The sequence below is a fragment of the Burkholderia sp. M6-3 genome (assembly GCF_050858985.1).
GTDB classification, from domain to species: domain Bacteria; phylum Pseudomonadota; class Gammaproteobacteria; order Burkholderiales; family Burkholderiaceae; genus Paraburkholderia; species Paraburkholderia caledonica.
Window position 1 is genome coordinate 780,166 of the sequence record NZ_CP110091.1, and the last position, 13,747, is coordinate 793,912.

Sequence of the window (13,747 nt, forward strand, 5' to 3'; positions counted from 1 at the left end):
CAAGACCTCGGCGGCATGCAGGCATTCGGTCCGATACTGGCGGAAGCCGACGCCGCGCTCTTTCACGCTGAGTGGGAGCGCCGCGTGCTGGCGATCACGCTGGCGATGGGCGCAGTCGGCAAGTGGAACATCGACATGTCCCGTGCCGCAAGGGCCGCCTGCGCAGTACCTCTCCAGCAGCTACTACCAGATCTGGTTCGAGGGACTTAAAAAGCTGCTGGAAAGTACGGGACTGGCAACGGCGGAGGAAATTGCGACCGGCGTGTCGAGAAGTGCAGCGGCACCGGTCCCTCGCATATTGATGGCCGACGAAGTAGCCGCCGCGTTGCTCAGGGGCAGCCCTGTCGATCGCGCCCCGGCCGCCCGCGCACGCTTTAGCGTCGGCGACAGAGTGCGGAGCCGTCCGCTGAATCCGCCTACGCACACCCGTTTGCCGCGCTATTGCCGCGACAAACCAGGGTGCATTATCGCCGTGCACGGCGCGCACGTTTTTCCCGATGCCAACGCGGTTGGGCTCGGCGAACAGCCGCAATGGCTCTATACGGTGCGCTTCGATGCCGCCGACCTGTGGGGGACGGATACGACAGCGGCGTCGGTCTGTGTCGATTGTTGGGAGCCGTATCTCGACTATCCGAACGCCGGGCTGCCTGACATGACTTCCGACCGGCCGAACTTGCCTGAACTGCGTACCGCTTTGCCGGCGTTGCCTTGCGACGACGCAGGGCCCGTTTTTAGTGCACCGTGGGAAGCCCAGGCCTTTGCCATGACAGTAGCCTTGCACAGGCGCGGCATGTTCACCTGGGCCGAATGGGCAGAATGTCTGAATCAGGCAATCCGTGACGCGCAGGCCGCTGGCGACCCGGACCGCGGCAACACTTACTACAGCCACTGGATGACGGCACTGGAGCGCATCAGCACCATCAAGCGACTGGTGACGGACGACATGCTTCGGCAACGTCGCACTGCGTGGGAAGTCGCCGCACGCCGTACCCCGCACGGGCAGCCGATTGAGCTTGGGTGACGACCATCGCACGCCTGTGATATAGGCTGCTGAGCGCTGGATATCGGCCATTTCGCCTCTCGCACTTGACCGGCGGCAATGGGGTCGACCTCTGCCCGGCGCAGAATAATCGCGTTGGCAGGCGAATCCGTCGGCTGACGTCGGACGCGTTGGGCAGATCGGGCCGTAAGACCAGCCCTTCGCATAGACATTCGAACAGCGGCTCTGCCGTGGACACCGGTCAGGCGAAGGGCAACGTCCGGCATTGAGGGTCATGCCTGCACTCGCCAGCGAGCCGCACACCCGACATGCAATCCCGCGTTTTCGGTATAGGCTGATAGCCAGGAGCGCAATAGGAGGCGGCATGGAAACGGAGCTGAAGCTGCGAATCCCCCCCGAAGATCTCGAGAAGTTGCGCCGCGCGCCTTTGCTTTCGCGACCGGAAGGCGAAGTGGAAGATCCCCGATTGCTGACAAGTACTTATTTCGATACGCCCGAGCTTGCGTTTCACCGATGCAAGGCTTCGCTGCGCGTGCGTGTCGTGGGCGACCAGCGAGTCCAGACGTTGAAACTGGAAGGATCGATGCAGGCGGGCATGTTCGACAGGGACGAGTTCGAGATGCCCGTCGATGGCGACACGCCCGATCTGAAGCTGCTGCAGGACCAGATATCCGCTGATACGGAATGCGGCAGGCTGATCCGTGACAAGGCCACGGCCGCCCGGTTGGAGCCGGTGTTTGTCACGCGGATCAAGCGGTCCGCCATTGCGCTGCGCTTGCCGTCCGGAGACGAACTCGAAGTTGCGCTCGACGAAGGGACTGTCGACGCGGAGTCCGGCTCGATACCGATCGCGGCTGTCGAACTGGAGCTAAAACACGGCCAGCCAGAAAGCCTGTACGGCATCGCGCTCGAACTGCTGGAAATCGTGCCGCTGCGTATCGACCATCTCAGCAAGGCCGATCTTGGCTATGGACTGCTCGTCGCGGAGCACAGCGACGCGGTCAAGGCCGAGCCGGTGCAACTGAACAAGCGCGATTCGGTCGAGGACGCATTCTGCAATATCGCGTGCAACTGTCTGGCTCAGGTCCACGCGAATGAACGTGGCGTCGTGTCCGGCCACGATCCGTCGAGCGTCCATCAGATGCGCGTGGGGCTTCGCCGTCTACGCTCCGCACTCGACCTGTTTGCAAAGCTGATTCCCGCTTATCCCGGCCTTGACGACGAACTGCGCTGGATTGCATCGGAACTCGGCGCCGCACGTGACTGGGAAGTGCTCGCGGGATCGACGCTCGAACATGCGGGGACCAACGGCAACGCGGACGAAATCCTGCCTGTCCGGCAGGCGTGCGAACAGATCGCGGTCAACAACCGGCAGCGGGCGGCAGCCGCAGTCGAGTCGGTTCGCTATACCCGGCTGGTTCTCCAACTTGCGCTCTGGTTGAATCGAAAGGGATGGCAAGACGGGATGTCCGACAAGCAGCGCGAGGGGATTGGCAAGCCCGCCGCGCCGTTCGCCGCGGACGTCCTGCGTCGTCGACACAGGAAACTGCTTGACCGCGGCAAGCGGCTCGCCGATCTCGATGATCATCGTCGCCACCGTGCCCGAATCGCAGCCAAGAAAGTCCGATACGCCACCGAGTTCTTCGCGTCGTTGTGTCCAAGACGCGCCGTCCGGCATTACGTCAAAGCGCTGACGGCGCTTCAGGACGATCTGGGATGGCGTAACGATGCGGTCGTCGCCGACCAGTTGCTGAAGCAGGTGACGCGAACCTCCCCCAATGCCGCACCGGGCGCCGCTTTCGCGCGAGGTTATCTCGCTTCACGCGTCGCTGCCGATTATCAGACATTGAAGAAACGGTGGAAACGTTTCAGACGCCTTTCACCACCGCACTGAGCAAGCCTGTGGTTCCGCGGGGAAAAGGTCGCCTTTCCGGCTGGTGGAAGTCGGACGCTTTCGAGGTCAGAGGATTGCTCAGCCCTCGGTTGGTCGTTGCGGTGACTTCCTGGTAGTGATCGTGGCGTCCGTCTCGCGCAGCGCAGCATTCGCGTTCACTAACAATGCCGCGTCGTGGCCAAGCAGCACTGCCTCGACTGCTTCGAAGGCTTTCTTCAGCTCCTTCTGCCCAGGCTTCGTGGCACTACCGTTCTTCGAAATGGCGTCAGCTTCCTTCTTCAATCGCTTTACCAGCTTTGCAGCAAACCGGCTGTCGAGCGATCTGTTCTGGACGAGTTGCTTGATCTGAACTGCCAGCACCGTCAACGCCTGTTCAGTCGTCTCATTCGAGGTGCCGTCATCGTCGGACCGCAATCTCGTGCCTATCAAGTTCTCCAGTGTGTATTTACTTTCTACGGATCGCGGCGAAATAGAATTGTGAAGCTGCCAATCGGGATGTATCGAAAAGTCTTCCTCACAATTTCGGCCGGTCGCCCCTCGTTTTCGTCTTCCGAAGTGTTCTTTAGCCACGGCAGAAAATTGAAACTCGCCGATCGCGCCAGCCCAAGCCGTTACCCACCGAGTGGCGAGATCCCGCTCAAAGTCTGACCCGGCACGCATGAGACGGTCGGTCGCGAGACGCAGGCGGCTCATTGCGTATTGCCTACGCTTGCGCTCCCGGCATCGGCTCGAGACGTGTGTCTGCATCGCTGGTGAATGAGGAAGATGGAGGTGCCGAGGCACGGCCAGACTGGCAATTCATGCTACCCCAATGAAGCGACGTCGAACGCGGCCCAGACGTGTTTTTTTGCAGATGGAGATCGGGTCACTGGCTGCCGCCAGTAAGGTCAGTTGTGTGAGCCGTGGTATGAAAGGCCGGCTAGCACCTGATGCTCGTCTCTGCGGGCAGCGTCTTCCACCGGGAAGGTTCTATCGCTGAAAGCGATCAGTTTGAAATCGCATCCCCTGACTCGCGGAACGGTGATGCCTCAAGGCCCGTTTCCCGCTTGCTCGAAAACGTGCAATTCCGGAACGGCGGGGTAACCTAAGTCCTGGATAGTAGTCATGGTGCATTCTTCCGTCTGAGCAAGCGCAAACGCGGCGACGTTAGTTTTCCAGTCTAACTGTACCTGGATGCGTCGCAATATTGGCGTTGTAAAAATATCAAATCTTTGCGTCACACAGTTCTGAAAGATATTCGGCCACCGCTCAGTGTGCGACCATCAAACGACCAGCTTTTCCTGAACACAGAATGAAGAACCGGGGGCTCCATGAGCAGCGATGCGCTCGTTTGGGCGGGGGTGCCGCATAACAGTGATGGCATCGTATTCCAGGTCCGTGTGGTCCGAGGACTTCAGCGTTTCCATATGTCGCGCCGCGTGCTCGAGAATGTGTTCGACCTGGAACCAGGCGCGTCTGACGCAAGACAGCTTGAACTCTTCTACACGTGTCTGAAGCGCATCCTGGTTCAGGCCACAAGCAAGCGGCCGATTGCCGGTTCAGACACGGTCGCACTCCAGTCGACTGACTTCATCGCATCGGGCAAAAACGAAAATCGTTCGAGTCTCCATGCACTGGCGGAAGGAAGAGCATAAACATCGCTTTGGGTAGCCCGTTTTTGCGGCCACGTCGTTCAATTGTCCTACTGACCTTCGGCATCCTGGACAATGGACTCGCTGCAGTGCGACCGACGGATCGAGAAGCCGCTCCAATTGGAAGTCGCCGTTGTAGTCGCGTTGCGTAGTGTGAAGCCGAGGCTTCCTGGCGGCGTTGGTTGCGTGCTATTCACTTTGAAAACCGCGCTACTTCCTGCGCTGTTGGCTCATGAGTTTCACGATGCCGGTTGTCGGCCCGCTTGTTATAAGGCGAGGGACGTCGTCAACGTGCACCCAGCGACATTTAGATATTTCGTTACTGGGGCGAGCCTTGGCGCGATTCGAGATTTCGCAGGAGAACACGTGATGGTGCTTCTGCTTGCCACGGAAGTCGAAAAGATGTTTGGCTGACTTGCCGGTCAGCCGCGTTTCTTCCTTGAGTTCTCGAAGCGCGGCGTCCGAGCGATGTTCTCCCCGCTTGAGGATTCCGCCCGGCAAAGCCCACCTCGATTCATTGCGTGCGACCAGGAGAATTCGCTTGCCTCTGCGGCAGACCACGGTGGCGCGTTTCTTCAAAACAAACTCCCACGTATGTTCCAGGAATTTTGGAGGCGCGCTCGATGCGCGAGCGTATGACCTAGGGAAGGTCTGCACAACATGTTTTCATGTGCGCCGATCTTTTTTCACGTTGGGCGTATCGGCCGCAGAGTCTGCCAGCAGGTTGATCGTGCGGCTTTTGAAGCATGATGACCTTCGTTTGCCGAGATTCACGGCCTGATGCGCCGGGCGTTTCACGCTTTGTTTAAAGCCTTGCGCGCCATCCAGAGGTTGCCCAGCGCAAACAGTGTCGTGATCTGCGCGGTGTTCTTCACCAATCCTCGGTAGCGGGTCTTCGTGTAACCAAACTGCTGCTTGAGCACGCGAAACGGATGTTCAACCTTGGCGCGCACGCCAGCCTTCAGGCGCTCAATCTGGTTGTATATCGCGTCCAGACGATTGGTCAGGTCCAGTTGTCGACGCTTGCCCGGTCGCATCGCGACATGCCAGCGTACCGGGTTCGCCTGACATCGCTTTTCTATACCCTGATATCCGGCGTCAGCGTACACATCCTTTTCCTGGCCGTGCAACAACGCTTCGGCCGCATTGATGTCGTGCACGTTGGCTGCCGTACCAATGACGGTGTGGACCAGCCCCGACTCTGCGTCCACGCCGATGTGCGCTTTCATCCCGAAGTACCATTGATTCCCTTTCTTCGTCTGATGCATCTCCGGGTCCCGTTTGCCAGAGCCGTTCTTTGTCGAACTCGGTGCGCTAATCAAGGTCGCATCGACCGCTGACCCTGCCTTCAACATCAAGCCTTTTTCACTCAGGATCTCATTGACCAGGGCGAGCATCTGCGCGGCCAGTCCGTGCGTTTCGAGAAGGTGGCGGAACCGCAGAATCGTGCTTTCGTCTGGCAAACGCGTCATACCTTCGTCCAGCCCCGCAAACTCACGGTACAGCGGCACGTCATAAAGCGCCTCTTCCATCGCCGGGTCCGAAAGCCCAAACCACTGCTGCATGAAGTGAATCTGCAGCATCGTCGCAACCGGAAACGGCGGCCTTCCAGTCTTACCCTTCGGATAGTGCGGTTCGATCAACGCAATCAACCTCGACCATGGCACAACGCGCCTCATCTCATCGAGAAATTCCCGCTTGCGCGTGCGTTTCGTTGAAAGATCCAGGCCAAGACCGAGCTGTGTCATCGAGGAACTCCTTTAATTCCCGTTCTTCCAGGATAGGACAACCAGACTTCGACGCCAGGACTTTTGCAGACCATCCCTAGCCACGCATGCTAAGGAAGGTCTGCACAACATGTTTTCATGTGCGCCGATCTTTTTTCACGTTGGGCGTATCGGCCGCAGAGTCTGCCAGCAGGTTGATCGTGCGGCTTTTGAAGCATGATGACCTTCGTTTGCCGAGACTCACGGCCTGATGCGCCGGGCGTTTCACGCTTTGTTTAAAGCCTTGCGCGCCATCCAGAGGTTGCCCAGCGCAAACAGTGTCGTGATCTGCGCGGTGTTCTTCACCAATCCTCGGTAGCGGGTCTTCGTGTAACCAAACTGCTGCTTGAGCACGCGAAACGGATGTTCAACCTTGGCGCGCACGCCAGCCTTCAGGCGCTCAATCTGGTTGTATATCGCGTCCAGACGATTGGTCAGGTCCAGTTGTCGACGCTTGCCCGGTCGCATCGCGACATGCCAGCGTACCGGGTTCGCCTGACATCGCTTTTCTATACCCTGATATCCGGCGTCAGCGTACACATCCTTTTCCTGGCCGTGCAACAACGCTTCGGCCGCATTGATGTCGTGCACGTTGGCTGCCGTACCAATGACGGTGTGGACCAGCCCCGACTCTGCGTCCACGCCGATGTGCGCTTTCATCCCGAAGTACCATTGATTCCCTTTCTTCGTCTGATGCATCTCCGGGTCCCGTTTGCCAGAGCCGTTCTTTGTCGAACTCGGTGCGCTAATCAAGGTCGCATCGACCGCTGACCCTGCCTTCAACATCAAGCCTTTTTCACTCAGGATCTCATTGACCAGGGCGAGCATCTGCGCGGCCAGTCCGTGCGTTTCGAGAAGGTGGCGGAACCGCAGAATCGTGCTTTCGTCTGGCAAACGCGTCATACCTTCGTCCAGCCCCGCAAACTCACGGTACAGCGGCACGTCATAAAGCGCCTCTTCCATCGCCGGGTCCGAAAGCCCAAACCACTGCTGCATGAAGTGAATCTGCAGCATCGTCGCAACCGGAAACGGCGGCCTTCCAGTCTTACCCTTCGGATAGTGCGGTTCGATCAACGCAATCAACCTCGACCATGGCACAACGCGCCTCATCTCATCGAGAAATTCCCGCTTGCGCGTGCGTTTCGTTGAAAGATCCAGGCCAAGACCGAGCTGTGTCATCGAGGAACTCCTTTAATTCCCGTTCTTCCAGGATAGGACAACCAGACTTCGACGCCAGGACTTTTGCAGACCATCCCTAATCCAAATAGCGGATGCGCGACGACGTCGCGAGGTACGGGCGGCATATGCGCCACACTTTAAAGGGATGTCATCAAAGGTCACAAAGAGCGCCGACGCCAGCAGATGAGTATGGTAATGTCCGGGCAAAATGTATTTTGTCCACCTCGAGGCCAAAATGGATATGGACGGTGACTGGCCCTTGCCGCGGCTAAACAACCGCTTCAAAGTTGACCGGCAGCGGCCCGGTTCATCGCTATCAAAAACCAACTCTATCGCCAGCACGTTCGCATCGTTGGCGGCGCCGGTGGTAGCCGAGGCTGTGCAAAAGGCGAGAGATCTGTCCACACAGAGCGATGCCGAGGGCTTCCATCAGCTTCGAGTCGCGTTCAGAAGGCTTCGTGCTTTGTACTGGGCGTACTCGCCTTACCTCGGAGAGGAAGCGACCGCACAAGCCACCGATGAATTCAAGCGTCTTGCAGCGTTGGCAGGCGGAACGCGTGATTGGGATATCGCAAGCGATCTCCTGGAATCCGCTCAGGCGTCCCGCGCATCGATCGCGCTGCTCGTGGCCGCGGCGCGCGAGAAGCGAGCACAGGCGGTGGTGCATAGCCAGACGATGATCAAAAGCGGCGATGTCGAGGTATTTCTGAACGACGTCTTACTTCGCGCGCAGGCAACGCTGCAGTCGCGTTGCAACGATCTTCCTGTCGGAGCTTTTGCCAAGGCGCGGGTTCGTCTTGCTCAGCGCGCACTTCGAAAGCGAAGCAGGCGCGCAGCACGCAGCGGGACCGCCCACGAGGAAACGCTTCACGATGTTCGAAAGGCGAGCAAGAGGCTGAGGTATCTGCTCGAATTTTTCCAACCTGTTATCAAAGGCGAGCACGCACGCACGATCAAGGAACTGGCGTCCGTGCAGAACAAGCTGGGACAGTTCAACGACATTGCCGCAAGTGAGGCCCTGATTCGCAGCGCCTCATTTAGCGAAGTCCCACCTGAAGTTGTGCAGGAGTCGTTGCAATGGTTGGAAAAGCAGAAGTCTCGACGAATGCGTGCAGCGTCACGCTGGGTTAGAGCCATCGCTAGTTGAGCCTGGAGTGAAGCTCACGCGCTGAGTGTGGGGGCAGCACATAGGGGTTTTTGAGCGCGTTGCCATGCTGCGATGAATCGGATACAGCGCGTGAAGCTCGCTGGGTTCCCGTCTCAATGATGAAAGTACCCGCACTAACGTACCTGCCGTCAACGAGGGAGCAGCGAGGTAGCTTGGCAGAAAACCTATCCCGGCGCCGCCTTCAAGAACGATTTTGCGCGGCCGCGTCAGGGATGATTGCCTTACCACGCGGCTGTATGGTCAATTCCGTTTGGCCATCCTGAAAGACCCAGCTAGTGGGAGCCTCCCGTATGACGAGCGTATGTCCATGAAGATCAGCTGCCGCCATCGGCACGCCCGATCGCGATAGGTAGCAGCCCGCGGGGTTCCCTGAGGACATCGCAACGCTTGCTGCGGCCGTTCCGCTCATCAAGCGGCTCGGCGATTCCAGTCTTCCATAGCCTTTGCGGCTTCTCAAGCTTCCTCGAAAGGATGAACCATAAGTTTCGTTGCGATCTTCTTCGCGGGTGCCTTTTTGTGTAACGCGATGCCGCATCTCACCGCAGGTCTGCGCCGTGAGATGTTCCCGTCCCCTTTCTCGAAACCGCATGGCAGGGGGCCGTCGTCGCCGCTGGTCAATTTTCTGTGGAGCATGCTCACGCATTGGTCGGTCTGGCGCTGCGTGTTCCCAATCCGTTCGCGCCCGGTGTGAACGTCGATAGCGCGGCGATGCTCGTCGGCGTGCTTGTCATGGGTGTTTTCTCATCGGTTCATTTCGGTCGAGTGCGTCGCGAAGGGCTGTTTTGAGCGCGGCACAACGCGAGCGGCTGGGTCCGCTGGTCTGGAGAATCACGACCGTCGCCGTACTCGGCTCGCTGCTTGCACAGCTTGATGCGGCATCGTCAACGTGTCGCTGTCCGGTCTCGGGCTCATGCTGCTGTCGCCCGCAATCGCGATGATATTGTTCGGCGCAGAGCGCATCGGGCAGCATATGGGGATCGTCGCGATGGTGGCGGGCGTCGTATTGTTCGTCGTGCTTTTGCAGGTTGAAGCACGCAAGGCGGGGCGGGCGCTGATCGATCTGAGGCAGTTTCACAATCGCACGTTTACGGCGGCCGCACGGTGGCGAGAGATAAGGGCGGCAGAACCAGCCGAACTGTTCATAGGTGCAAGGCTCGGCAGTACGCTAGCGAGCGCACTGAGCGTGCCGGCAGGGGGGACAATAGGGTCATTAGTCGCTATGAGCGTCGCAAAGCTCGCTGAATGTCGCGCGGCGATTTGTTGATCGGACTGCCGCCGCGGCAGGCGCCGATCGCCTTGCGTCTTCAGATTGCCAGGACGATGCTGGCGACGCACGACGCCAGCACGAGAACACTGACCTTGTCTCTCAATGCGAACACAATTGGATCGTCGTGCATCTTGCCCCGAAAAGCTTTCATCCACACCCGGCTGATCCAAAACAGCATCAGGCCAAACAGCGCCCAGAGGCTTTCCTGATGGCGGTACATCAACCGTACCTCAGGCGAATTCAGGTACAACGCTAGCACCAACACGGCCATGTATCCCGCTGCGGTGCCGAACGACTGGAGAATAGCGAGGTCCTGCGTAAGATATCCCCGACCGGCTGCGGCTGCCTTACCTTCCTTTTGTACCACGTTGAGTTCGGCGTAGCGCTTCACCATCGCCAGGCTCAGGAAGATCGACACTGAAAACAATATGAGCCAGTACGACAGCGGAATTTGTCCCGCTGCGCCGCCCGCAACGATTCGCAACGTGTAGAGCGCTGCGAGCGAGAACACATCGACGAGCATCAGTCGCTTACACACGAACGAGTAAGCCAGCGTTAGCGTTAGATACAGGGCTAGCACTAGCCCGAAAGTCACTGGGAGAAATGTCGAGAGGCCAGCGCTAAGGGCAAGCAGTAAGAAGGCGAAGGCTATCCCGAACCAAAGTGGAAGCGCGCCGGATGCGAACGGTCTATTGCGCTTCCGCACGTGCCGTCGGTCCGCATCAAGGTCGAGCATGTCGTTGACCAGATATACAGACGACGCGCACATGCTGAAGGCTAGAAAGGCGATCACGGCATTCAGGACTGCAGTTGTATTCGTGAACTGATGCGCGGCGAGAAGGGGTAGAAAGACCAGCGTGTTTTTGGACCACTGATAGACCCGCGCCGCTCGCAGTACGGTGTTGAGCGACGGCCTCGACTCGTGGAAGAGAATGACTTGCTCATTGACCTTGCGGGCGGCCGCCGCAATCCTCTGATCGCCGACAACGATTGCCGCACGTGCCTTCTTCCAAACAGGCAAGTCAGTCATATCGTTCCCACAGTAGTCGAAACCATATTCACCGAATCGGTCTGAGAGCGCGCTGGCCTTATTTTCGCCACGCAGGTTCAACTCGCCATTGCTTGCCATCACCCCGCTAAAGATTCCGATGTGGGCAGCAATTTGCTGTGCGAATTGTTCATTGGACGCGGTGCATAGAAACAACTCTCGCCCGCGTTGCTGCTCGGTCCTTAGAAAGGCGAGCAAACGGCCGTTGTACGGAAGAAGTTCAACGTCGATGGTTACGCGCCTTGCGACCTGCTCTTTCAGGCAACTCTTGCCATGCATAAGCCATGCCACGCACATAAAAATATAGAGCGGATTGTGCTTGACGAGGGCCAGGAGGGATTCGACCAGGAGGTCAGTTCGGGCGAGCGTGCCATCGAGATCGACACACAGCGGAAGAGCTTGGAATCGCATGGCGGCTCCCAGTGGCAAAGCAATTTAAGCGGCACTGTTATCCCCTACACCCGAGCTCCGCCGCAGCGCGGACCTTACGGCGACTTCAACTGCATGTCTGTTCGAAATCGCACATAGCGGGGCGCATGTTCCTCGGATTTCCGGGAGTTGGCGTGCGATATAGCACAGACGAAAAACGGTCGCGTTAGAATAGCGGCAGTTGCGCAGGCTCGTTGGGCGGCGGCTCGACAGATTGATCAGGAGTTCTCCATGTCGAAACGAGTGGCACTATCTCGTCATGCCGCGTGGGTATTCCTTGCCGTTGTTTATTATCTAGCGGCGGGTGCGTCTTTTAGTGGCTTCTTCCTCAAGTGGCACTTTCATGAGACGGAGCAGTATTCGCTTCCAAAAATGCTCGATGGCAACGCCCCACGCCCGTTCGTGTATCGGCAGTTACTGCCAATGAGCGCGAATGCCATAGCGAGATTTGTACCACCGGTAATCGAAAGGAAGTTTTTAGACAAACTAGCGGAGGAGCCACCCGTCTCAAACCCAATTCAGCGCTATTATCCAACCGCAACAGACGCTGCCAATCGGCCCTACGCGCTACGCTATTTTCTGGTGTACGCGGCGTCCTTCCTGTCGATGGTCGCCGCAATGTTTGCGATCCGCGCGGCATGCATTGAGGTCATCGGCGACAAGGTGGCGGCCACGCTCACGCCACTTGTGTTGGCCCTATTTTTCCCACTCATCCTCACTGAAGGTGGCTACTTCTACGATATGCCGGAGCTGATGTTTATGGCGGTCGGAATATGGCTAGCGCTAAAGCGACGGATTATAGTGCTCGCCGCAGTCACCGTGGTCGCCACGCTTAACAAGGAGTCGTATCTCTTCTTTGTGCTAGCGCTTGTACCTTTCATCGCAGTGCACTACTCGCGAGGAAAGACAGCGACGCTGGCAAGCGTCCTTCTCGCGCTCGCCGCTTCAGTCAATATATGGATGAAACTTCGGTATGCGGCCAATAGTGGTGGCTCTGCGCAATACCAACTACTATCGCACTTGGAGTATTTGATCGATCCCCGCAATTACTTCAGAATGGAGATGAACTACGGGATTTTGACGACAAAGGGATTCAACGTGATCCACTTGTTGCTAGTCGTGCTCTTGTTAAAGAACAGCTGGCGCACCTTACCTCCGGTTGTCCGTTCGCACGCATGGATCGCGCTATCAATCAATGTGCCCCTGTTCATTGCGTTCTGCTATAAGGACGAACTGCGCAATTTGAGCCTGCTTGCAATGACTCTCGCATTTTTGATATGCGCGACCATCTCGTCGGCGCTGCAGCAAGCGGCCGCGCAGAGTCACGCGGACAGTTCGGATCACGCCAGCTTGCCCGCACGAGCGGACCGGACAGTGTCCGAAGGACAGTGAAGCCTTCTGGCGGCTCGTTCGAGGGCAACCTGGATAGCCGCACCCCCATGGGTCAGGATTCAATGGTACCGTTTCACGCGCAGTTCTCCGTTGTCAGTTCGATTCGGTCGTCTCGTCACCGGCCAGTTGACAGTCACATCATCGTCGCATTGATTACGCACAACCATATCGGACTTGCCATCACGTTCCTCTCCGTGGACAAAACCCGGCTCTGGTTATCGGCCAGTTTCGACTTGAAACAGCGACGAGTGCTTACGCGACGCATTCGGGCGCAGATGGAGGATACTTGGTAGCAGCAAGCCAACGCGTCCAGCCGGGACTCTACACATGAAGACACTTTCTCTACTGACTCTTTGCGCAGCGCTGTTCTCGTTCGGCGGTGCGGCGTACGCGCAAGTGGACCAATCGGAGCCTCAGCTTCTCATCAAAACCGCGACGCAACAGATACTCGACGAGGTGCGGACCCGAGCGATCGCGCCAGATGATATTCCTCGCATCGTCGATATCGTGAACCGGGACATTCTTCCCTACACTGATTTTCACCGCACGACGTCGCTGGCGATGGGCCGCCACTGGCGGACAGCTACGCCCGCGCAGCAGCAGCAACTTGTTGAACAGTTCAAGATGCTCTTGATCCATACCTATTCAGGTGCTATCGGTCAGCTCCGTCCAGACCAACGGATCGACTACCCGCCGATACACATCGCTCCAACCGATACGGACGTGGTGGTGCGCACGGTTGCAATCAGGAACGGAGAACCAGCAGAGATCGACTACCGGCTGTACAGCACGCCGCAGGGCTGGCGGTTGTATGACCTGAATGTACTCGGCGTCTGGCTAATCCAGACATATCGGCAGCAGTTCAGCGACAAGATCCAGGAAAGCGGTGTTGACGGCCTGATCCAGTTTCTTGCTGAGCGCAACCAGCAACTCGCTTCCGGCAAGCAGTAAGTGACCGACGGGTATGGTGGCG

The 13,747-nt window shown here is 58.1% G+C and carries 12 protein-coding genes and 1 pseudogene; 7 read left to right on the plus strand and 6 right to left on the minus strand.

Going from position 1 to position 13,747, the window contains the following annotated elements:
- Positions 1 to 15: 15 nt before the first annotated feature.
- From OH764_RS20830 to OH764_RS20840, 3 genes and pseudogenes are all read left to right on the plus strand, one after another.
- A pseudogene (locus tag OH764_RS20830) lies at positions 16 to 568 on the plus strand (SH3-like domain-containing protein); the annotation flags it as partial.
- Positions 569 to 763: 195 nt separating this feature from the next.
- Positions 764 to 1,021: a nitrile hydratase accessory protein gene (locus OH764_RS20835; protein WP_498851250.1), complete on the plus strand. Its 258-nt coding sequence runs from the start codon at positions 764 to 766 to the stop codon at positions 1,019 to 1,021.
- Between the two features lie 343 nt (positions 1,022 to 1,364).
- Positions 1,365 to 2,894, plus strand: a complete 1,530-nt coding sequence (locus tag OH764_RS20840) for a CYTH and CHAD domain-containing protein (RefSeq protein WP_498850601.1) — start codon at positions 1,365 to 1,367, stop codon at positions 2,892 to 2,894.
- 78 nt (positions 2,895 to 2,972) lie between these two features.
- Here the strand turns inward: OH764_RS20840 and OH764_RS20845 are convergent, their stop codons facing one another.
- Positions 2,973 to 3,587 (minus strand): hypothetical protein, encoded by a 615-nt coding sequence (locus OH764_RS20845; RefSeq protein WP_498850602.1) that lies wholly within the window; start codon positions 3,585 to 3,587, stop codon positions 2,973 to 2,975.
- A gap of 617 nt (positions 3,588 to 4,204) precedes the next feature.
- Between OH764_RS20845 and OH764_RS20850 the strand changes: the two genes are divergently transcribed.
- The gene (locus OH764_RS20850) at positions 4,205 to 4,528 is read left to right on the plus strand and encodes a hypothetical protein (RefSeq protein WP_498850603.1); all 324 of its coding nucleotides are present in this window, start codon (positions 4,205 to 4,207) and stop codon (positions 4,526 to 4,528) included.
- A 207-nt stretch (positions 4,529 to 4,735) separates the two neighbouring features.
- Here OH764_RS20850 and OH764_RS20855 read toward each other — a convergent pair whose 3' ends face one another.
- From OH764_RS20855 to OH764_RS20865, 3 genes are all read right to left on the minus strand, one after another.
- Positions 4,736 to 5,104 (minus strand): NUDIX hydrolase, encoded by a 369-nt coding sequence (locus OH764_RS20855; RefSeq protein WP_498850604.1) that lies wholly within the window; start codon positions 5,102 to 5,104, stop codon positions 4,736 to 4,738.
- A gap of 215 nt (positions 5,105 to 5,319) precedes the next feature.
- Positions 5,320 to 6,273, minus strand: coding sequence for an IS5 family transposase (locus tag OH764_RS20860; protein ID WP_498847679.1), 954 nt, complete (start codon positions 6,271 to 6,273; stop codon positions 5,320 to 5,322).
- Positions 6,274 to 6,516: 243 nt separating this feature from the next.
- Positions 6,517 to 7,470 (minus strand): IS5 family transposase, encoded by a 954-nt coding sequence (locus OH764_RS20865; RefSeq protein WP_498847679.1) that lies wholly within the window; start codon positions 7,468 to 7,470, stop codon positions 6,517 to 6,519.
- 235 nt (positions 7,471 to 7,705) lie between these two features.
- On the opposite strand from OH764_RS20865, the gene OH764_RS20870 reads away from it, so the two are divergent.
- Positions 7,706 to 8,617 carry a CHAD domain-containing protein gene (locus tag OH764_RS20870; protein WP_498851251.1) on the plus strand — a complete coding sequence of 304 codons (912 nt, stop codon included), beginning with the start codon at positions 7,706 to 7,708 and terminating at the stop codon, positions 8,615 to 8,617.
- A gap of 748 nt (positions 8,618 to 9,365) precedes the next feature.
- Here OH764_RS20870 and OH764_RS20875 read toward each other — a convergent pair.
- Both OH764_RS20875 and OH764_RS20880 read right to left on the minus strand, forming a co-directional pair.
- Positions 9,366 to 9,713 carry a hypothetical protein gene (locus OH764_RS20875; protein WP_498850605.1) on the minus strand — a complete coding sequence of 116 codons (348 nt, stop codon included), beginning with the start codon at positions 9,711 to 9,713 and terminating at the stop codon, positions 9,366 to 9,368.
- Between the two features lie 229 nt (positions 9,714 to 9,942).
- On the minus strand, positions 9,943 to 11,364 hold the full coding sequence (locus OH764_RS20880) for a UbiA family prenyltransferase (protein ID WP_498850606.1): 1,422 nt from the start codon (positions 11,362 to 11,364) through the stop codon (positions 9,943 to 9,945).
- Positions 11,365 to 11,613: 249 nt separating this feature from the next.
- Between OH764_RS20880 and OH764_RS20885 the strand changes: the two genes are divergently transcribed.
- Together OH764_RS20885 and OH764_RS20890 are read left to right on the plus strand one after the other, a co-directional pair.
- Positions 11,614 to 12,774, plus strand: a complete 1,161-nt coding sequence (locus OH764_RS20885; RefSeq protein ID WP_498850607.1) for a hypothetical protein — start codon at positions 11,614 to 11,616, stop codon at positions 12,772 to 12,774.
- 327 nt (positions 12,775 to 13,101) lie between these two features.
- Entirely contained in the window at positions 13,102 to 13,725 is a 624-nt protein-coding gene (locus OH764_RS20890; RefSeq protein ID WP_498850608.1) for an MlaC/ttg2D family ABC transporter substrate-binding protein, read from the plus strand.
- Positions 13,726 to 13,747 lie beyond the last annotated feature (22 nt).